Below are 18,117 nucleotides of genomic sequence, written 5' to 3'. Positions count from 1 at the left end.
CGCTGTCATCACTAGACTCGGTGGCATGGTGCGCTGGGAACCCGGGACCGCGGAGCGGCTGCAGCAGGCCGCGCTCGAACTGTTCGCCACCCGCGGCTACGAGCAGACGACCGCCGCGGAGATCGCGCAGGCCGTCGGCCTGACCGAGCGCACCTTCTTCCGGCACTTCAGCGACAAGCGCGAAGTCCTCTTCCAAGGGCAGGAACTGCTGGTCCAGGCCTTCCTCGACGGCATCGCCGCGGCCCCGCCGGAGGCGTCACCGCTCGAGGTCGTCGCCTCGGCGCTGCGGTCGTCGTCGGCCTTCTTCCCGGACGAGCGCCGTCCGCACTCCCGCACGCGGCAGTCCGTGATCGACCGCCACCCCGCGCTGCAGGAACGGGAGCGTCACAAGCTGACGACGCTGGCCACGACGGTCGCCGATGCCCTGCGCGCCCGCGGCGTCGGCGAGCCCGCGGCCACCCTCGCGGCGGAATCGGGGGCCACGGTGTTCGGGATCGCGTTCGGCCGGTGGCTGCGCGAGGAGGGGTCGCTGGCCGACCTCGCGGCCGAAGTGCTGGACGAGCTGCTGACGCTGGCCGGCGAAGCCGCTCAGGCGTTGCGCTCCCCGAGGTGAAAGCCGCGCCTGAGCCGGTGGCTCAGGCGACGAGGTCGTCCCAGCGGACCAGGATCGCCGCCGCGAGGACCCCGGCGACCAGGATCTTGACGGCGACCAGCGCACCGCTCACCCCGCTGAAGGACAAGAGGTCCAGCGCCGTGCCGGTCACGAACGCCGCGCCGAACACCCGGGCGCCCCACCGGCGGCGGAAAGCCAGGGCCACCAGCGCGATCAGCTGGACCGCGGTCGCGAACAGGGCGAGCAGGAACCACGGTGAGGTCTCACCGCCGTGGGCGAGGTCGCCGGACAGCACCGAGATCCCGGCGATCAGCAGCACGATCGTGCCCAGGCCGAAGACGACCAGCATCACCGGCAGGAAGATCCGGCCCGCCCCCTCCGGCGTGGCGCGTTCGGGCAGACGGCGACGCGGCACGGTGAGCCTCCACTCGGTTCGTGAACCACGACCGTGCCCGACCGCGCGGCTTGCGCCCACGGTGCTTTTGCCGCCACGACAATTTTTACCCGCGCCCATTCGGAGTACTCCGCCAATGCGCGACGAGATCGGCTGAAATCGGCAAGAAGTTGTGTAACGAGTTCATGATCCTCTGCGAATGCAGAACCGTGAAAACTTCGATTACGCGATTGGCCGCGGTTGTCGCCGCGGCGATGATCTGTTGCGGTCTGGAAACCGCGGTCACCCTTCCGGCGGCCCAAGCGTCCACGGTGGAGCCGCAGTGTCCCGAAGAGGGGTGCGGCGGCGATCCCGGTCTCCCGGGGGACCCCGGTACGCCGCCGCCCACCACGCCCGCTCCGACGACCTGCGCCAACCAGGGCACGCCCGTCTACAGCGGATCGGTGACGTCCTACACCCCGGACTGCGGCACGGGCTACCGCGTCCACGCCTACACCACCGTGCTGCGCTGGGACTCCTACTCCGGCGGCAGCCCGGTCAAGTCCGCCCGGGTGCAGAGCTACATCCGGTTCGAACGCGCCAACGGCGACGGCCTCGACGCGCGCGACACCCGCGTGTCCTGCCACGACACCTACGGCGGCTCCGGCTCCGACCACGAGGACAAGGCCACCAAGACCACCGTCACCTACAACACCGGCAGCGTCCCGCCGGGTGCGGCGGTGACCGTGACCTGCGAACAGCAAGCCACCTACAACAACGTCACCTACTCGACCACGACCGTCCAAACGGTCTACGCACCCCACCCGTACTGATCGGCGGCGCTCCGGCGGCCTGCTGCTGAAACAGGCCGCCGGAAAACCGCTCCGCCATTCGTGCGCGGCACGGGCAATTCCGGTCGGGTCGCATTTCGGCGGAGGTGAGCGCGAGCACGGCAAAGCGTGCGATCGTTCGCCGAAATGCGCGGCCGTGGCGGGGGACTGGGCTGGCGGTCTCATGACCAGGGGCCGGTCCGCGGCCGTGCGCGAGGAGCCGCCACCATGCCAGCCGATCGGGCCGAGGCTCGGACCCGTCACCCCCGTCACCAGCGCCGCGGCGAGGCCCGGCTGCCGGCCGCCGTCGCGACCCTCGTGGCCATCGCGCTCTACCTGGCCCTGCCCGAACAGCTGCTGGTCGCGCCCCGGTTCGTCGTGCCCGCGCTGGAAATCCTGCTGCTGGTGCCGCTGGTCGCGATCAACCCGCGGCGCGTCACCCGGCAGACCAGGATCTCCCGCGTCCTGTCGCTCTCGCTGGTCGTCGTCATCGGCGTCACCAACCTGGGAGCGCTGGCGCTGCTCATCCACGACCTGGTCGCCGGTGCGGCCGGCGACGGCCAGGCTCTGCTGCTCGGCGCGCTGCAGGTCTGGCTGGCCAACCTGATCGCGTTCGGGCCGGCCTACTGGGAGCTCGACCGGGGCGGCCCGGTCAAGCGACCCAGTCCGGCCGCGCCGATCTCCCGCTGGCCGATTTCCGGTTCTCCCAGGACGAGAACGCCGACACCGTCGAGGAGGTCGCCGAAGGGTCCAGCGTCAAGGCCGACTGGATACCGACGCTGGTGGACTACCTGTACGTGTCGGTGACCAACTCGACGGCGTTCAGCCCCACCGACACCGTGCCGCTGTCGTCGCGGGCGAAGGTGCTGACGTCGTTGCTGGTCATCGCCCGCGCGGTCAGCGTCCTGAAGTAGCACCGCGCGATCCGGCTGTTGCTTGTTCTGCCATGCGGAAGTTAGTCTCCGCAGAACGAAACTGTGGAAGGCCGGGTGGCGGGCCGTCGCTCGCTCCTACCGAGAGGCGGATTCGATGGCGGAGAGCACGCCGGAGACGGGTGACGTGGCGGCCGCGGCAGGCAGGCCCGAGGACGAACGGCTCGGGATCGGCAAGAGCTTCGCCTACGGCATCCAGCACGTCTTGACCATGTACGGCGGGATCATCGCGCCCCCGCTGATCATCGGGGGCGCCGCGGGCGTCTCGCCCGCCGAGATCGGGCTGCTCGTCGCGTCGTGCCTGTTCATCGGCGGGCTGGCGACGATCCTGCAGTCCTACGGCGTGCCCTTCTTCGGCTCCCGGCTGCCGCTGGTGCAGGGCACCTCCTTCGCCGGCGTGGCGACGATGACCGCGATCGTGGCCGACGGCGGGCTCCCCGCGGTGTTCGGTGCGGTGATCGTGTCCGCGCTGCTCGGCCTGCTCATCACGCCGGTGTTCTCCCGGCTGGTGAAGTACTTCCCGCCGGTCGTGACCGGCACGGTGATCACGGTGATCGGGCTCAGCCTGATGCCGGTCGCGGCCCGGTGGGCGATGGGCAACGACACCAAGGCCGCGGATTCCGGGTCGGTCTCCAACATCGGGCTGGCCGCGGCGACGCTGGCGATCGTGCTGCTGCTGAGCAAGATCGCCGTGCCGGCGATTTCCCGGCTCTCGATCCTGCTGTCCATCGTGGTCGGCACCGCGCTGGCCGCCGTGCTCGGCAAGGCCGATTTCTCCCAGGTGGGGAACGGCCCGATCTTCGCGGTACCGGCCCCGTTCGGCTTCGGCGCACCGACCTTCGACGTCGCCGCGATCGTGTCGATGTTCATCGTCATCCTGGTGACCCTGACCGAGACCACGGCCGACATCCTCGCGGTGGGGGAGATCGTCGGCACGAAGGTCGGCAAACGCCGGATCGGCGACGGCCTGCGCGCCGACATGGCCTCCTCGGCGATCGCACCGATCTTCAACGGCTTCATCCAGAGCGCCTTCGCCCAGAACGTCGGCCTCGTCGCGATCACCGGCGTCCGGAGCCGGTTCGTGGTGACGGCCGGCGGCGGGGTCCTGGTGGTCCTCGGCCTGCTGCCGGTGCTGGGCCGGGTGGTCGCGGCCATCCCGTACCCGGTCCTGGGCGGCGCCGGCCTGGTGCTGTTCGGCACGGTCGCGGCCTCCGGCATCAAGACACTGTCCAAAGTAGACTACAACGGCAACCTCAACCTGGTGATCGTCGCGGCTTCGGTGGGCCTGGGCATGGTCCCGATCGCGGTGCCCGGCTTCTACGACCGGTTCCCGGCGTGGGTCGGCACGATCTTCCACTCCGGGATCAGCGCCGCCGCGCTCCTGGCCGTCGTGCTGAACCTGGTGTTCAACCACCTGAAGCCGGGCAAGGCGGGCAGCGAACCGTCGGTCTTCGCGACGGCGACCCGCGTGATCGACTACTCGGACCTCAAGGTCCTTTCCCGGCTGGAGAACGGCGACAAGGTCGTCGACGGCAAGATCGTGGACGCGCAGGGCCGCCCGGTCCCGGTACGGGACTCCGACGGGCAGCCGGTGTCCTACCGGATCGGCACCGAGCCGGAGGAACACTGACGCGACGGGCTCCGGGGTGGGTGTATTCGAGGAGCTACCGCCGTCCTGAGTGGCGCGGCAGAGCTCGTTCCCGTCCGTATATTGGGGTGATGGGGTGGCGAAGCGGAGCGCGTGGGGTTTGGATCCCGGCTCCCGCGTTCTTGCTCGTTTCCTACGGGATCGGCGACGGTCTCCGGAATACCGCGACGAACATCTTGGTGCCGTGCGCATTCGTGCTGATCGCGGTGTCGCTGTGCTCTACGCCAGGGGCGGATCCCGGGAGAAAGCTCGACTACATCGTCCAATACCACGACGGCGGTGGTGCCCGGCTGCGAGGCCGTGCCAGCTTGTGGCACCAAGCCCCGCTCCTGACCCTCGACCGCGCGCAACCCGCGTGGATCGGTGGCTCGGGCCGCGCATACGCTCGCGGTAGCCGAAGGTCCTGACCTTGACGGGTAAGGGAAGTGGGTCACCTCTTCTGACCCGTGTTCGTCGGGCGAAGCCGCCAGACGCCGATGCGCTGAACCGGCGCTTCGCGGTGGGCCCACGCGAACACTCCAGCTCAGCCCCTCACCGGGGAGTACGCCCCAGTTGACGGCGCAGCCATGCCGCTCGAGCAGCGACGGCGTCCCGCGAGAGCACGGCATCGGGAACCACGACGTCGAACCCGTGGAACCCGCCGGGCCAGACGTGCAGCTCGACGTCGCAGCCCGCCTGCCACATGCGGCTCGCGTAGGCGACGTCCTCGTCCCGGAACGTTTCGGCCGACCCGACGTCGACGAACGTGGACGGCAGTCCGGAGAGGTCTGCGGCGCGGGAAGGCGCGGCGTACGCAGAAACGTCCGGTCCGCCGCGAACGCCGTCGCCGAGGAGCGCGTTCCAGCCGGTCTCGTTCGAGGAGCTGTCCCAGATGCCGAGGCCGCGCATCTGCCGCGCGGAGGGCGAGTCGTTGCGGTCGTCCAGCATCGGCGACAGGAGCAGCTGGGCCAGGATGGCCGGGCCGGTGCGGTCGCGTGCCATCAGGCTGACAGCCGCTGCGAGGCCGCCGCCGGCGCTCGCGCCGCCGAGGACGATGCGCTCGGGGTCGATGTTCAGCTCGGGGGCGTGCTCCGACACCCACGCCAGGCCCGCGTAGCAGTCCTCGACGGGACCCGGGTGGGGTGTCTCGGGTGCGAGCCGGTACTCGACCGAGACCACGGCCATGCCCATCGGTTCGGCCAGGTTCAGCATTTCGACCAGGCCGAACCGGTTGTCTCCGACGATCATGCCGCCGCCGTGGACGTGGTAGATCGCCGGGGCCGGGGCCGCCGCGTGCTTCGGGAGGCAGATCAGCAGCGAGATGTCCGGTTCCCCGGCCGGCCCCGGCACCGCCCGCTCCTGCACGCTGTAGGCGCCGCCGCGCGAGAGGATCTCGTCGGTCGGGGTCTCCACCCCGGGAACGGGCCTGCGCATCTCGACGATGGTGTCCGGACGGTACGCGTCGGGAGGGCGCAGACCGGTCAGCACCTCGACGACGGGAGCGAGCTCCGGATCGAAGGGTGGTGGCGGTCCGACCGGCCGGGTGGCGGACCGGTCCGTGACTTGCGTGGTCATGTGTTCTCCTTGGGACAACCGAGCCGAGCGTTCGAGTTCTGCTTGCGCAGGAGGGGTTCCGCAGCCGGGTCGAACTGCCGGAACCCCTCCTCGCTCAGACGGTCGGCACAGTCCCGCCGTCGATCACGTACTCGGCGCCCACGATCGCCGAGGCGCGGTCCGAGACCAGGAACCCGACCAGGTCCGCGATTTCCCCGGTGTTCGCGAACCGTCCCAGCGGTACTCCGCCGAGGGAGTCGTAGATGGTCTGCTTGGCTGCTTCACGGGTGAGCCCGTTGCCCTCGGCGATCCGGTCCACGAACCTTTCGTAGGCTTCGGTCTCGATCCCGCCGGGGCTGATCGCGTTGACCCGCACGCCGCGCGGCGCGAGCTCGTTGGCGAGTCCCTTGCTGTACGTGCGCAGAGCGGCCTTCGCGGCCGCGTACGCCAGGGACGCGTCGTACTGGGGTAGTTCCCGCTGGATCGAGGTGAAGTGCAGCACCACGCCCGCCCCGGCCTCGATCATCGCCGGGAGCAGAGCCCGGTCGAGCCGCACCGCTCCCAGGAAGTTGAGGTTCAGTTCGGTGAGCCACTGGTGATCGGTGATGACGGCGAATCCACCGGCCGGCGTCGACGCACCGCCGACGATGTGCACCAGGATGTCGGGTGCGCCGCCGGCCTCGGCGATCCGGGCGGCCACCGCGTCGGTGCCTTCGATCGTCGTCACGTCCGCTTCGATGAACCGGTCGGGGTGCTCGTACCCGGCGGGCATCGTTCGCGCCGTCACGTACACGTCGGCACCCAGCTCTCGCAGCCTCTCCGCGACGGCCTTGCCCGAGCCCTTCGAGCCGCCCGTGACCAGTGCCCGGCGACCGTCGAGACGATCACGGTCTGAACTAGACATCTTTCTCTCCAGTGAAGATCGGCGTGGCGGATCCGGTCAGGCCGGGTGGTTGGCGATGACGAGTTCGGCGATGAGGTCGTCCCGCACCGCGAACCGGTAGTCGAGCTCGGCGACGCCACCCGGGAAGGTGCCCTCGAGCCGCACGGTCACCACCCAGTGGGTGTCGTCGACGCGGCGGGCGCCGAGCTGCTCGGTCGTGTACTCGAACTCGGACCCGGCGTCCCGCAGGAACGCGTGGGCCGTCTCCCGGCCGCGGAAGGTCTCGCCCTGGTCGACGAGCACCGCGTCCTCGGTGAGGAACGACGAGGCGGTGCCGGCGTCGCGGACGACGTGGGCGGCGAAGAACCCGCGCACGGGGGTCGGGAGCAGATCGGACGGGAGATCGGTGTGCTGTGTCATGCGGCCATCGTGTGACCTCGCGGCGTGGGAGGGTCAAGCCGTGGACTCTCTCCCCGGGGGAGAGTCCAGAATGGAGCCATGCTGAGCATCGGGGAGTTCTCGCGGCTGACCCACTTGAGCGTGCGGACCCTGCGCCGGTACCACGAGGCGGCCCTGCTGGAGCCCGTCGTGGTGGACGAGACCACCGGTTACCGCTACTACGGACTCGACCAGATCCCGGCCGCGCAGGTCATCCACCGGCTCCGCGAACTCGACGTCCCCTTGAGCGATGTGCAGCGAATCCTGCGGACTCCCGACCCCGGTGTCCGGGCGGCCCTGGTCGCGGACCATCTGCAGCGCCTCGAGGACGTGCTCGACCGCACCCGGGCCGCGGTCGTGTCGCTGCGGCGCCTGCTGCGGCCCGACCCCGCGCCGATCGATGTCGAGCTGCGTGCGGAGCCCGCCCGGACGGTCGCGGCGGTGGAGGCCGTGGTCGGGCACGGCGATGTCGAGGCCTGGTTCGCGGGAGCGATGGCCGAGTTGGAGGCGGCCGTCGGCGCCGCCGCGACCGGGCCGCCGGGCGGCTGCTACGACAACGCCCTTTTCGAACAGGAGCGCGGGCACGCGCTCGTCTACCTGCCGACCGCCGCGCCACCTCGCACCGGACGCGTGCACCCCGCGGTTCTCCCGGCCGCGGAACTGGCCGTCACCACCCACGTCGGCGAGCACGACGGCATCGAGGTCACCTACGGCGAACTCGGGACGTGGGTGGTGGAGAACGCGATGTCGGTGGCCGGGCCGGTGCGGGAGGTCTACGTCGCCGGCCCTCGCGACTCGGGCGATCCCGCCACGTGGCGCACCGAGATCGGCTGGCCCGTCTTCCGCGTCACCTGAAGCGGCCGGAGCGCGGCACCCGATCGGCGGCGGACCGGAACCGCGCCGGGTGCCCTCAGCGGATCGCGCCGTGCGGGAGGACGGCGTGCACGCCCCACGTCTCGTTGGCGACCTGGGTGATCCGCAGGTCGACGACCGGTGAGGCCAGCGCGAGCGCGGTGGGGCGGTCCAGGTCGTGGATCCGCTGCAGCCAGGTCACCATGGCGGCCAGCGCGTCGGCCATGGCCTCGTCGAGGCCGGCGCCGAAGCCGAAGGTGACCCGGCCTTCGGGGGTTTCGGCGTGGATACCCGGCACCGCCGCGTCCGCCGCCAGGGTGAGGGTGACCTCCGTGGTCATCGGGCACTCGATCGCCGTTCCGCCGACTTCGCCGTTGCCCTGGGCCGCGTGCCCGTCGCCCAGGTGCAGCAGCGCGCCGGGAACGGTCAGCGGCAGGAACAACGTCGACCCGGCGACCAGGTCCCGGCAGTCGAGGTTGCCGCCGCCGAGCGCCCGCGGCGGAATGGTCGAGTGCGGTCCCGGCTCGGCCGGTGGAACGCCGACGACGCCGAGGAAGGGGGCGACGCCGACGGTGTGGCCGAGGTCGCTGGTGGCGGTTTCGCCGGTGATGTCCCACGTCAGCCACGTGCCCGGGCCGTCGGCGACGCCGAGCCCGCGGTTGAGCGCGGTGTCCTTCACCCCGGCCGTGGTCCAGCCCCAGTCGCCGGGCGCGATCGACGTGAAGTGCACGCCCAGGACCATGCCCGGCTCGGCGCCGCGCACCGCGATCGGCCCGGTCAGGCAGTGCCCGCGCCGTTCCGGGTACATCGCGGGGCCGTCCACTCGCCGGTCCAGGTAACCGGCGGCGTCGAGCGAGCCGACCAGGACGGAGTCGCCCGGATCGACGGTGAGCACGGGCGGGGTGGCCCGGTCGAGGACGTCCACTGTGGTCTCCCGCGTCGCGGGAAGCCGGTGCTCGGCCACGGTTTTCCTTTCCGGTGCGGACGTTCAGCGGAGCAGGGACCCGGCGGTCGGCGCCAGGCGCACCGTGGACGGGGGCGCCGCGGTCAGCGCGGCAACGGTTTCGGCCAGGGCCGCGCACCGGGGATCCCGGTGGACGGCGTTCAGGATGTGTTCGCGGTCGGTGTCGTTCTCGAAACGCCTGATCCAGACTACGGCGTCTTCGTCGCCGGCCACGGTGAACGAGCCCACCACGCGCATCTCCAGTTCCTGGTGCAGCGGGATGACGGTCTCGTCCAGGTAGCGGGCCAGTTCGGCGCCCCGGCCGGGACGGGCGTGCTCGGTGCGGATCTCGTAGAACATCGGTGGTACTCCCCGTGGCGATCAAGAGCGGCGGGCGGCGGCGAGCGCGTAGACGTCGGGGGAGCCGTCCCACGGCGCGGTGCGCGCCACGGTCCAGTGTTCGATGAGCCACCGGCCGTCGAGCTTGCGCAGCTTCACCTCCCAGCGGCCGCGCATCGTGCAGTGGTCGACGACGCCGGGATCGGCGGGGACGTGGTGGTAGGCGACGACGTGCGCGCGGCACGTGGCATCGTCGTCGGAGGGCCGCACGACGAGGTCGGTGGCGGTGTGGTGGGTGCTGTCGAAGCCCTCCAGGGTCGCGCGGGCCAGCTCGACGAGGCCGTCGGCGGTCACCGTCGTCGGCGGCCTGCCGTGGTAGTGCGTCGACAGGTCCAGCGTCACCTCGTCGGCGAACAGCCGCCGCAGGGAGGCCCAGTCCCGGTCGTCCTGGGCGTGGGCGAGCCCGGCGACGACGTCGGCGATGGCCGCGCGGTCGAGAAGGTCCTGCAGTGCGTTCATGGTCGAGGCTCCTCGGACGCGGGGCGGTCGATCACCGGCAGGACCAGCCGGCTGGGGTGCGCGGGTCCGTGGTGTACGTGGTTGAGGGCGACCACCACGTCGCCGGTGCCGTCGGTGGCGATCGTCGCGCCGGTGTTGGTGTTGCGGTCGTAGCGGGGGAAGTTGCTGCCGGCCACCTCGAGCCGGATGCGGTGCCCGGGCCGGAAGACGTTCGCGGTGACGCCGAGGTCGAGGGTGAGTTCGGCGTCCGTGCCCGGCGCGAGGAGCACGGGTTCGGTGAGGGACTCGCGGTAGCGGACGCGCTGGATGCCTTCGCACAGCAGGATCGCCCGGCCGTCGGGGTGCACGTCGACGAGCTTGCCGGTGAAGTCGGTGTCCGGTGTGGACGATCGGATGTGCAGCACCAGGGTGACGTGCCCGGTGACCTCGACCGGACGCTCGAGAACCGGAGTGGTGAAGCACAGGACGTCCTCGCGCGCTTCCACCGCGGCCTGGTCGGCCGGTCCGGGGTGGGTTCCCGGCGCGGCGGCGAGCACGGTGCCGCCCAGGCTGGGTACCGGATCGCGGGGGTCGTAGCGAAACGAGTCCGTCGCCTCCTCGGCCGCGACATCGGGGTTCAGGACACCGTCGCCACCGGCGGTGTTCGCGCGGCCGCCGCCGTCGAGGAAGAAGTCGGTGTACCGGGTGTCCGGCAGCGGCCAGTCCGGCTCGTCGCGCCACTCGTCGGCCCCCATGACGAAGATCCGGACCCGGTGGGTGTCGTCGGGGAGCTCGCGGCCGCGGACCCAGCGGTCGAAGAACCGCAGGTGCGCTTCGGTGATGCCGGCGGTCTTGATGCTGCCGGCGAGCCCGAACGACCGGTCGGGGTAGGTGCCGAGGTCGGTGCCGTCGGGGTGGGACCAGGGGCCGATGATCAGCCGCTGGCCGTCGCGGGCGGCGGCAGTGCCACCGCGGCGGCGCAGCATCCGGTACGACCGCACGGTTTCGCCGACGAACACGTCGTACCACCCTCCGATGTGGAGCGCCGGGACGGTGATCCGCTCGCCGTGGTCGGTCGCGGCGACCTCCCGCCAGAAGGCGTCGCGTTCCGGGTGGTCGAGCACGTCGGCGAACCAGGGCAGGGACCGGGTCACCACGGCGCGGCCGGCGATCGGCAACGGCTCGTGCAGCGACCGCGGCTCGGCCAGGCCGGACAGCAGCGCTCCGGCGTCGGCGGGGTCACCGCGCCCCTCGCCGAGGCCACGACGCAGGTTGCGCAGGGCCGAAAGAGTGCCCCAGGTCAGGACCGCGTCCTGGGAAAGCGCGCCGCCGGGGGAGCGCCACGGTGCCGCGTACGGGTCGGCCGAGGTCATCACCGGCGCGATCGCCCGCAGCGCCGGAACGCCGTGCGCGGCGGCCTGCCACTGGCTGAACCCCATGTACGACCCGCCCCACATGCCGACCGCGCCGTCGCACCACGGCTGCGCGGTGAGCCAGGCGAGGGTGTCGACGCTGTCCGGGCCTTCGTGGGTGTGCGGCACGAACGTTCCGGGCGAGCGGGAGGTACCCCGGACGTCCTGCGCCACCACGGCGTATCCCGCTCCGACGAGAGCGAACACGTCGGGGAGCTTCGGATTCCCGTACAGCCCGGCGTCGTCCTTGCCGTAGGGCGTGCGGACCAGCAACGCGGGGAACGGCCCGGGCCCGTCCGCAAGCCACACGTTGGTGGCGAGCGCGACGCCGTCGCGCATCGGCACCGGCACGTCGACCTCCACCGTGAAGGTCATGCCGTCACCGGGTTCCCGGCGGACGACGTGAGCATCCAGTGGCTGAACGCGGCGTAGTGCCGCGCGAACTCCTGCGGGGTGGGGGAGTGCTCCACGGCCGCCGAGAGTTCCGCGACGCGGGCGTACCGCGGGATCCGGTCCGCCTCGTAGGCGGCCAGTGCCGCGGGCACGTCCCCGCCCGGGGTGAGCAGGCGGCCGAGCAGCGCGGCGTCTTCGACGCCCAGCGTCGCCCCGGCGGTGATGTGCGGCGACATCGCGTGCGCCGCGTCGCCGGCGAGCACGACGCGCCCGGACGTCCAGTGCGGCAACGGCGGCACGAGCATGATCTGGTGGTGCAGGATCAGTTCCTCGGGCGTGGCGTGGATGAGTTCGGTGAGGACCCCGCCGTGCTCACCGTCGTCGAGGTGCGCGGCCCGGGCCAGGGCCTGCTCCTTGAGGGTGCCGGTCGGTTCCGGCGTGTCGAACTGGTTCACCAGCCAGTAGACGCCGCCGTCGTGGGTGCGCACGTACCCGCCGCGGCAGCGGTCGCCGCCGAGGACGACCCGGTTCCCGGTCAGGGCGAGACCCGGGTCCGGGAGCACCGCGCGCCACGCGTGGTGCCCGGGGTGTTCCTCCGCCGGCTTCCCCGGCACCAGCTGCGCGCGCACCGCCGAGTACGCGCCGTCCGCCCCGACGAGCACGTCGGCGGTGTCCTCGCTGCCGTCGGTCAACCGGACGGTGACGCGATCGGCGTGCTCGTCGTACGCGGCGAACCCGGTGGCGAGGCGGATGTCGTCCCGGCCGACGGCGTCGGCGAGCAGATCGGTGAGCTTCGCCCGGTGCACCAGCAGGAACCGGTGGTCCTCGACGCCGAACTCCGGGGTCTCGAGCAGCCGCCCGGCCGTGTCGTGGAAGTACATCTCCCCGGGTTTGCCGACAGCCCGCACCTGGTCGCCGACGCCGAGTTCGTCGAACACGGCCAGTGCGTTGGCCCACAGCCCCAGTCCCGCGCCGGCCGCGCGGATCTCCGGCGCGTGCTCGTGGACCACCACGTCGATTCCGTTGCGGCGCAAAGCGAGAGCACTCGTCAGTCCCACGATCCCGCCGCCGATCACCACAGCTCGCATCGCTGTCCTCCTCCGTCGTCTGAACCCGACGTTAAGGACCGTCGCCGGTTAACTCCAGTGCAACGTTGGTACCTACTCATTCCACCTGTGATAATCGGCGCGTGGACCACGACCTGAACCTCATCGAGGCGCTGGACGCGCTGCTCACCGAAAGCAGCGTGACGAAGGCGGCGGAGCGCCTGCACACGTCGGCCCCGGCGATGAGCCGCACGCTGGCCCGGCTGCGGCGCGCGTTCGACGACCCGCTGCTCGTCCGGGCCGGCCGCGATCTCGTGCCGACCCCGCGGGCGCTGGAGCTGCGCGGGGAGGTGCACGCGATCGCCGCCCGGGCCCGTGCACTGTTCGGCCCGTCGACGGCCGCCGACCCGCGGACCGCGGTGCGCGTGTTCGACCTGCAGGTCACCGACATGCTGTCCACGACGTTCATCCCGTCCCTCATCGACGACCTGCGGACCCAGGCGCCGGGGATCTCCCTGCGGCTGCGACCGGAAAACCTCCAGGACACCCCGGCGCTGCGCGAAGGACTCGTGGACCTGGAGATCGGGACGCTGCGCCCGGGCGACCCCGAAGTCCACACGGAAACGCTCGTCACCGAAACGCTCGTCGGCGCGATCCGCCCGGATCACCCACTGGCGAAGGTCAAGACCGTCACCCCGAAGCGGTTCGCCGCGGCCGACCACATCGTCGTCTCCCGCCGGGGCCGCGCGCACGGCCCGATCGACGAGCGGCTGGCCGAGCTGGGGCTGAACCGCCGGGTGGTCGCCGTCCTGCCGAGCTTCGCCGGCGCGCTGCACGTGGCCCGCGGAACCGACGTCGTCTGCGTGACCCCGGCCAGGCTGGGCCGCCCGATGCTGGAAACGCTGGGACTGCGGACGTTCCCGCTTCCCGTGGCGGTGCCGGAAGTGGTGCTCGCCATGGCCTGGCACCCCCGCAACCACCACGACCGGACGCACGCACTCCTGCGCGAGCGCGTCCGCCGGATCATGACCCTCGTCGCGGGCCCGCCGTGATTTCGCCCGGATGGCGCGGCAGCACCGTGTAGCGGTCGTAGTGCTTCGCGATGGTGATGGCGTGCTGGCGGACCTCCTCGCCCGGCGCGTGGCGCCACTTCGGCACGTAGCCGATTTCCTCCAGCAACGGCGGGTACTCGCAGGACTCTATGTCGCAGTGGATGCGCCCAGTACCAGGTGCTGCCGAAGTCCCCCGCCTCGTCGATTACGCGGATCTCTTCGACGCCGGCGTCGCGCAGGCGCGCCGCGGTCGAAGCCGAGTTCGACGGGGGTGAGGTGGTTGAGCTGCGGGGCGTGCCTGATGATCTTCGCGGACCCGCTGCGACTCCCGTTGCGGGCGCCGGAACGCTGCTCGGGAGGCCGGCGCAGACCAAGGCCGAGGCCATGCCGGCCGACCTGAGCCGAACCGAAACGATCACGCAGCTCGGTGCGACGATCGGCTCATTCGACCACCTGATCTCGATGGTGCCAATGCACGCCGCCGGGCCGCTGGTCCGGGCCCGCGCTACCCCCGTTCGCGGGTAGTGCGGGCCGTCGCCGGGGCTGAATCCTCGGCATGGCCACGACTTCGCGTCGGCCACGGATGGAGGAGTCCACGATGGACGTAACCGAGGCGTACCGGGCTGCCCGGGACCAGTTGCTGTTGCTGCGCGGCGAGCACGAACGGGCGGTCGCCGAGTTCGAGTGGCCGGAGCTGGGGGAGCGGTTCAACTGGGCCGTGGACTGGTTCGACGCAATCGCCCGGGACAACAACCGGCCGGCGCTGGTGATCGTCGAAGAAGACGGCACGTCGGTCGAGCGGAGCTTCGCCGAGATGTCCCGGGCCTCCGATCGGCTGGCGGCGTGGCTGGCCGCGCGCGGTGTCGCGAAGAGCGATCCCGTGGTGCTCATGCTCGGCAACCAGGTCGAGCTGTGGGAGTCGATGCTGGCGATCCTCAAGCTGGGCGCCGTTTTGCTGCCGACGACCACCGCCGTCACGGCGGAGGACCTGGCCGACCGGATCGTCCGCAGCGGCACTCGCCACGTCATCTGCAACGCCCGCGACACCGGCATGTTCGAAGACGTCGCCGGCGGCTACACGCGGATCAGCGTCGGGGCGGCCGAAGGCTGGGCCGACCTGCGGGAAGCAGCCACGCTGGACTGGGAGCCGATCGCGCACCCTCGGACGGCCGTGGACGATCCGGCCTTGCTCTACTTCACTTCCGGCACGACGTCGCGGCCCAAGCTGGTCGAGCACACGCAGGTGTCCTACCCGGTCGGTCACCTCTCGACGTTGTACTTCCTCGGTGTCCGACCGGGGGATGTCCACCTGAACATCTCCTCGCCGGGCTGGGCGAAGCACGCGTGGTCGTGCTTCTTCGCGCCGTGGATCGCGGAGGCGACGATCTTCATCCACAACTACGGCCGGTTCGACGCCGCGGCGCTGCTCGGGCAGCTGCGTGATCGGCAGGTCAGCAGCTTCTGCGCGCCGCCGACGGTGTGGCGGATGCTGATCAAGGCCGAGCTGGGGGAGCGGCCCGGCAGTCTGCGCGAAGCGATCGGCGCCGGGGAACCCCTCAACCCCGAGGTGATCGAGCAGGTGCGCCGGACGTGGGGGCTGACCATCCGGGACGGGTTCGGCCAGACCGAGACGACCGCCCAGGTCGGCAACACCCCGGGTGCCGAGGTCAAGCCGGGCTCGATGGGGCGCCCGCTGCCCGGTGTGCCTGTGGTGCTGGTCGACCCGGCCACCGGCGAGCCGCTGGCCGGGCCGGGGGAGGGCGAGATCTGCCTGGATCTCGCGCGGCAGCCGCTGTCGTTGATGAAGGGCTACCAGAACGACCCGGACCGCACGGGTGAGGCGATGGCCGGCGGCTACTACCACACGGGCGACGTGGCCACCGTGGACGACGAGGGCTACATCTTCTACGTCGGCCGCACCGACGACGTCTTCAAGGCGAGCGACTACAAGATCAGCCCGTTCGAGCTCGAGTCGGTGCTCGTCGAGCACCCGGCCGTGGCCGAGGCGGCCGTCGTCCCGGCCCCGGACCCGGTGCGGCTGGCCGTGCCGAAGGCCTACATCGCGCTGGCGCCCGGTCACGAGCCGACGGAGGAGACCGCGTTGGCGATCCTGCGGCACGCGCGCGAGCGGCTCAACCCGTACCAGCGCGTCCGGCGGGTCGAATTCTTCGACCTGCCCAAGACGCTCTCGGGCAAGATCCGCCGGGTCGAACTGCGCGGGCGCGAGAACCAGCTGACCGAGCCGCCGGGCGGGGAGTGGCGCGACGACCAGTTCCCCGAGCTGAAGAGATGAGCTCGACGAGTAATGCGTAAGTCCGGGTGGTGACCGGAGACAGGCGAAGGGTGTCCAAGATCCGTTTGTGACGACAGACCTGAAAACCCTTCTCACCGCACTCTACGTCATAATCGACGACCACCTCACCGGCCGGGGCCGGACGAATAGACCGCCGAAGCTGACCGACGCGGAGCTGTTGACCCTGGCCGTAGCCCAGGCCCTGCTGGGATTCACCTCCGAGGCCCGCTGGCTACGGTTCCTGCCCACCCGGATGCCCGGCGCGTTCCGCTACCTGCCCGGCCAGTCCGGCTACAACCGCCGCCTGCGTGCCGCATTGCCGCTGGTCAAGCTCGTCATGCGCTGGCTGGCGGCCGATACCGACCTGTGGACCGACACGACCTGGGTCGTTGACTCGACCCCGGTGGAGTGCGGCCGGTCCCGGCCCACGGTGAAGCGTTCGGAGCTGGCCGGCTGGGCCAAATACGGCTTCTGCCGCTCCCACTCGCGCTGGTTCTGGGGATTGCGGCTGCACCTGGTCTGCACCCCGGCCGGACTGCCGATCGCCTGGGCGCCGGCCGATCCCAAGGTCGACGAACGGCAAGTGCTCATGGCGATCTGTGACCACGAACCCCACCTGCTCACCGACCGGCCCGGTCTGCTGATCATCGCTGACAAGGGCTACGTCTCCCGCGAACTGGACCATTACCTCAGCGAGCGCGGGGTCCGGCTGATCCGTCCGTCCTACCGCAACCGCCAGCCTCATCCCGGTGAGCCGCTGCTCAAGTCCATCCGTCAGCTCATCGAGTCGGTCAACGACACCCTCAAAGGCCAGCTCAACCTCGAACAGCACGGCGGCCGCACCATCGAGGGTGTCGGAGTCCGCATCGCCCAACGCCTCCTCGCGTTGACCGCCGCCATCTGGCACAACCGCGCCACCGGCCAGCCCATCACCCGATCACTGACCGCCTACGACCACTGACCGAGTTACGCGTTGCTCGTCTAGAGGACACCCGCCCGCCGGGCCGCGTGGGCGGCCGCGGTGCGGGTGTGCACGTCGAGCTTGCGCATGGCGGCGCGCAGGTAGGCCTTGATCGTTTCCGGGCTGAGCCCGAGCCGGGCGGCGATCTCGACGTTGGTGGCGCCGACCTCGACCAGGCGCAGCGCGTCGAGTTCCCGCGGCGCCAAGGCCGGCCGGTTCGCCGGCTCGGGTGCTTCACCACGCAGTGTGCGGTGCACGCGGGCCAGCCGGGCCCGCAGCGCCGGATCGGGGATGTCGTCGACGATCGCGGCGAGTTCGGTGAGCGCGTCCGGCGGCGGTTCGGGTGCGAGCGCCGCTTCGGCGTCCCGCTGGAGCTGTCCGGCGAGCACGGTGGCCGCGTGCAGCGCCCGATCGCCGATCGGGCGGAGGTCACGGACCGCGCCGTAGAGGACGCAGCGGACCGATCCGTGCACGGTGACCGGCACGGCGAAGATCGACGTGAGGCGTTCCTCGTGCACCACGACCCGGTCGTAGTCGTGCGTGATCGTCACGGTGCTGGCGTAGTCGTCGACCCGGCGGGCGGCGCCGTCGCGCAGCACGCTGCCGCCCAGGCCACGGCCGGACTGCACGGCCAATCCGCGCAAGGACGTGCCCAGGGTGCCGTCCAGCCGGTCGAGCACCAGCTCCCGCCGGCCCGCGTGGTGTCGCGTGAGACCGCCGAAAGCGACGGGCACGCCGCTCAGCCGCCGCAGTCCACGGACCCGCTCGGGCAGCAGTTTCCCGATCACTTCGGTCGCGGAGACGTCGTTGTCCACCTTGTTCTCCTGTTCGGACCCCGCTGCCTCGTCCAAGCCGACCGCGTGACCGAGGCGATCGCGCTTGGTACGGGGATAGCGGACATTGTGCCGGTTGACCACGGTCGGCGGGGTGACCCGGATCACGATGGTCAGGCCGTGGCCGTCGAGGCCGCGGTACTTGTCCGAGGCGGCCGCATCTCTGGTGCGCGCACCGTCAGGCCGGTGATCTTGACCCGGAGGAACGGTCCGGATCCGGCGTGCGATCTCGCAGGACGGCGCGG

The 18,117-nt window shown here is 71.2% G+C and carries 21 protein-coding genes; 10 read left to right on the top strand and 11 right to left on the bottom strand.

Features of this window, described 5'->3' with window-relative positions:
• Nucleotides 1-25 precede the first annotated feature (25 nt).
• Nucleotides 26-613: a TetR/AcrR family transcriptional regulator gene (locus tag MUY14_RS16940; protein ID WP_247023965.1), complete on the top strand. Its 588-nt coding sequence runs from the start codon at nucleotides 26-28 to the stop codon at nucleotides 611-613.
• A 22-nt stretch (nucleotides 614-635) separates the two neighbouring features.
• Here MUY14_RS16940 and MUY14_RS16935 read toward each other — a convergent pair whose 3' ends face one another.
• Nucleotides 636-1,028, bottom strand: coding sequence for a hypothetical protein (locus tag MUY14_RS16935; RefSeq protein WP_247023964.1), 393 nt, complete (start codon nucleotides 1,026-1,028; stop codon nucleotides 636-638).
• 422 nt (nucleotides 1,029-1,450) lie between these two features.
• On the opposite strand from MUY14_RS16935, the gene MUY14_RS16930 reads away from it, so the two are divergent.
• The 4 genes from MUY14_RS16930 to MUY14_RS16920 all read left to right on the top strand — a co-directional run bounded on the left by MUY14_RS16930 (nucleotide 1,451) and on the right by MUY14_RS16920 (nucleotide 4,378).
• Nucleotides 1,451-1,819 (top strand): hypothetical protein, encoded by a 369-nt coding sequence (locus tag MUY14_RS16930; protein WP_247023963.1) that lies wholly within the window; start codon nucleotides 1,451-1,453, stop codon nucleotides 1,817-1,819.
• A gap of 225 nt (nucleotides 1,820-2,044) precedes the next feature.
• Nucleotides 2,045-2,623, top strand: coding sequence for a hypothetical protein (locus tag MUY14_RS16925; protein WP_247023962.1), 579 nt, complete (start codon nucleotides 2,045-2,047; stop codon nucleotides 2,621-2,623).
• A complete protein-coding gene (locus tag MUY14_RS46905; protein WP_281506307.1) occupies nucleotides 2,599-2,730 on the top strand; it encodes a hypothetical protein in 132 nt (43 codons plus the stop codon). Before MUY14_RS16925 ends, MUY14_RS46905 begins: the two co-directional genes overlap by 25 nt.
• A gap of 115 nt (nucleotides 2,731-2,845) precedes the next feature.
• The gene (locus MUY14_RS16920) at nucleotides 2,846-4,378 is read left to right on the top strand and encodes a nucleobase:cation symporter-2 family protein (protein ID WP_247023961.1); all 1,533 of its coding nucleotides are present in this window, start codon (nucleotides 2,846-2,848) and stop codon (nucleotides 4,376-4,378) included.
• Nucleotides 4,379-4,927: 549 nt separating this feature from the next.
• On the opposite strand, the gene MUY14_RS16915 is transcribed toward MUY14_RS16920, so the two are convergent.
• The 3 genes from MUY14_RS16915 to MUY14_RS16905 form a co-directional block, all read right to left on the bottom strand.
• Entirely contained in the window at nucleotides 4,928-5,950 is a 1,023-nt protein-coding gene (locus tag MUY14_RS16915) for an alpha/beta hydrolase (protein ID WP_247023960.1), read from the bottom strand.
• A 94-nt stretch (nucleotides 5,951-6,044) separates the two neighbouring features.
• Nucleotides 6,045-6,833, bottom strand: a complete 789-nt coding sequence (locus MUY14_RS16910) for an SDR family oxidoreductase (RefSeq protein WP_247023959.1) — start codon at nucleotides 6,831-6,833, stop codon at nucleotides 6,045-6,047.
• 36 nt (nucleotides 6,834-6,869) lie between these two features.
• Nucleotides 6,870-7,232: a nuclear transport factor 2 family protein gene (locus tag MUY14_RS16905; RefSeq protein WP_247023958.1), complete on the bottom strand. Its 363-nt coding sequence runs from the start codon at nucleotides 7,230-7,232 to the stop codon at nucleotides 6,870-6,872.
• A gap of 78 nt (nucleotides 7,233-7,310) precedes the next feature.
• On the opposite strand from MUY14_RS16905, the gene MUY14_RS16900 reads away from it, so the two are divergent.
• A complete protein-coding gene (locus MUY14_RS16900; RefSeq protein WP_247023957.1) occupies nucleotides 7,311-8,105 on the top strand; it encodes a MerR family transcriptional regulator in 795 nt (264 codons plus the stop codon).
• A 55-nt stretch (nucleotides 8,106-8,160) separates the two neighbouring features.
• Here MUY14_RS16900 and MUY14_RS16895 read toward each other — a convergent pair whose 3' ends face one another.
• Genes MUY14_RS16895 through MUY14_RS16875 form a run of 5 tightly spaced genes read right to left on the bottom strand, consistent with a single transcriptional unit; the run spans nucleotide 8,161 to nucleotide 12,775 of the window.
• On the bottom strand, nucleotides 8,161-9,066 hold the full coding sequence (locus tag MUY14_RS16895; RefSeq protein ID WP_247023956.1) for an acetamidase/formamidase family protein: 906 nt from the start codon (nucleotides 9,064-9,066) through the stop codon (nucleotides 8,161-8,163).
• Nucleotides 9,067-9,090: 24 nt separating this feature from the next.
• Nucleotides 9,091-9,405: an NIPSNAP family protein gene (locus MUY14_RS16890; RefSeq protein WP_247023955.1), complete on the bottom strand. Its 315-nt coding sequence runs from the start codon at nucleotides 9,403-9,405 to the stop codon at nucleotides 9,091-9,093.
• Nucleotides 9,406-9,426: 21 nt separating this feature from the next.
• Entirely contained in the window at nucleotides 9,427-9,903 is a 477-nt protein-coding gene (locus tag MUY14_RS16885; RefSeq protein ID WP_247023954.1) for a nuclear transport factor 2 family protein, read from the bottom strand.
• A complete protein-coding gene (locus tag MUY14_RS16880) occupies nucleotides 9,900-11,669 on the bottom strand; it encodes a CocE/NonD family hydrolase (RefSeq protein ID WP_247023953.1) in 1,770 nt (589 codons plus the stop codon). The genes MUY14_RS16885 and MUY14_RS16880 overlap by 4 nt, the downstream gene beginning before the upstream one ends.
• On the bottom strand, nucleotides 11,666-12,775 hold the full coding sequence (locus MUY14_RS16875; protein WP_247023952.1) for an FAD-dependent monooxygenase: 1,110 nt from the start codon (nucleotides 12,773-12,775) through the stop codon (nucleotides 11,666-11,668). The genes MUY14_RS16880 and MUY14_RS16875 overlap by 4 nt, the downstream gene beginning before the upstream one ends.
• A 101-nt stretch (nucleotides 12,776-12,876) precedes the next feature.
• Between MUY14_RS16875 and MUY14_RS16870 the strand changes: the two genes are divergently transcribed.
• Nucleotides 12,877-13,785, top strand: coding sequence for a LysR family transcriptional regulator (locus tag MUY14_RS16870; protein ID WP_247023951.1), 909 nt, complete (start codon nucleotides 12,877-12,879; stop codon nucleotides 13,783-13,785).
• Here MUY14_RS16870 and MUY14_RS16865 read toward each other — a convergent pair.
• On the bottom strand, nucleotides 13,757-13,912 hold the full coding sequence (locus MUY14_RS16865) for a hypothetical protein (RefSeq protein WP_247023950.1): 156 nt from the start codon (nucleotides 13,910-13,912) through the stop codon (nucleotides 13,757-13,759). The genes MUY14_RS16870 and MUY14_RS16865 overlap by 29 nt on opposite strands.
• Nucleotides 13,913-13,962: 50 nt before the next feature.
• Here MUY14_RS16865 and MUY14_RS16860 point away from each other — a divergent pair, with 50 nt between their 5' ends.
• From MUY14_RS16860 to MUY14_RS16850, 3 genes are all read left to right on the top strand, one after another.
• Complete coding sequence (locus tag MUY14_RS16860) at nucleotides 13,963-14,310, top strand: hypothetical protein (protein ID WP_247023949.1); 348 nt, start codon at nucleotides 13,963-13,965, stop codon at nucleotides 14,308-14,310.
• 73 nt (nucleotides 14,311-14,383) lie between these two features.
• Nucleotides 14,384-16,078, top strand: coding sequence for an AMP-binding protein (locus tag MUY14_RS16855; RefSeq protein WP_247023948.1), 1,695 nt, complete (start codon nucleotides 14,384-14,386; stop codon nucleotides 16,076-16,078).
• A gap of 67 nt (nucleotides 16,079-16,145) precedes the next feature.
• Nucleotides 16,146-17,039, top strand: coding sequence for an IS982 family transposase (locus MUY14_RS16850; RefSeq protein ID WP_247023947.1), 894 nt, complete (start codon nucleotides 16,146-16,148; stop codon nucleotides 17,037-17,039).
• Between the two features lie 20 nt (nucleotides 17,040-17,059).
• Here MUY14_RS16850 and MUY14_RS16845 read toward each other — a convergent pair whose 3' ends face one another.
• Nucleotides 17,060-17,890, bottom strand: coding sequence for a LuxR C-terminal-related transcriptional regulator (locus MUY14_RS16845; RefSeq protein WP_247023946.1), 831 nt, complete (start codon nucleotides 17,888-17,890; stop codon nucleotides 17,060-17,062).
• Nucleotides 17,891-18,117: the final 227 nt, after the last annotated feature.

The organism is Amycolatopsis sp. FBCC-B4732 (assembly GCF_023008405.1).
Classification (GTDB): domain Bacteria; phylum Actinomycetota; class Actinomycetes; order Mycobacteriales; family Pseudonocardiaceae; genus Amycolatopsis; species Amycolatopsis pretoriensis_A.
Note: the sequence above shows the minus strand (reverse complement) of the source record. Positions and strands in the feature narration are given on the sequence as shown.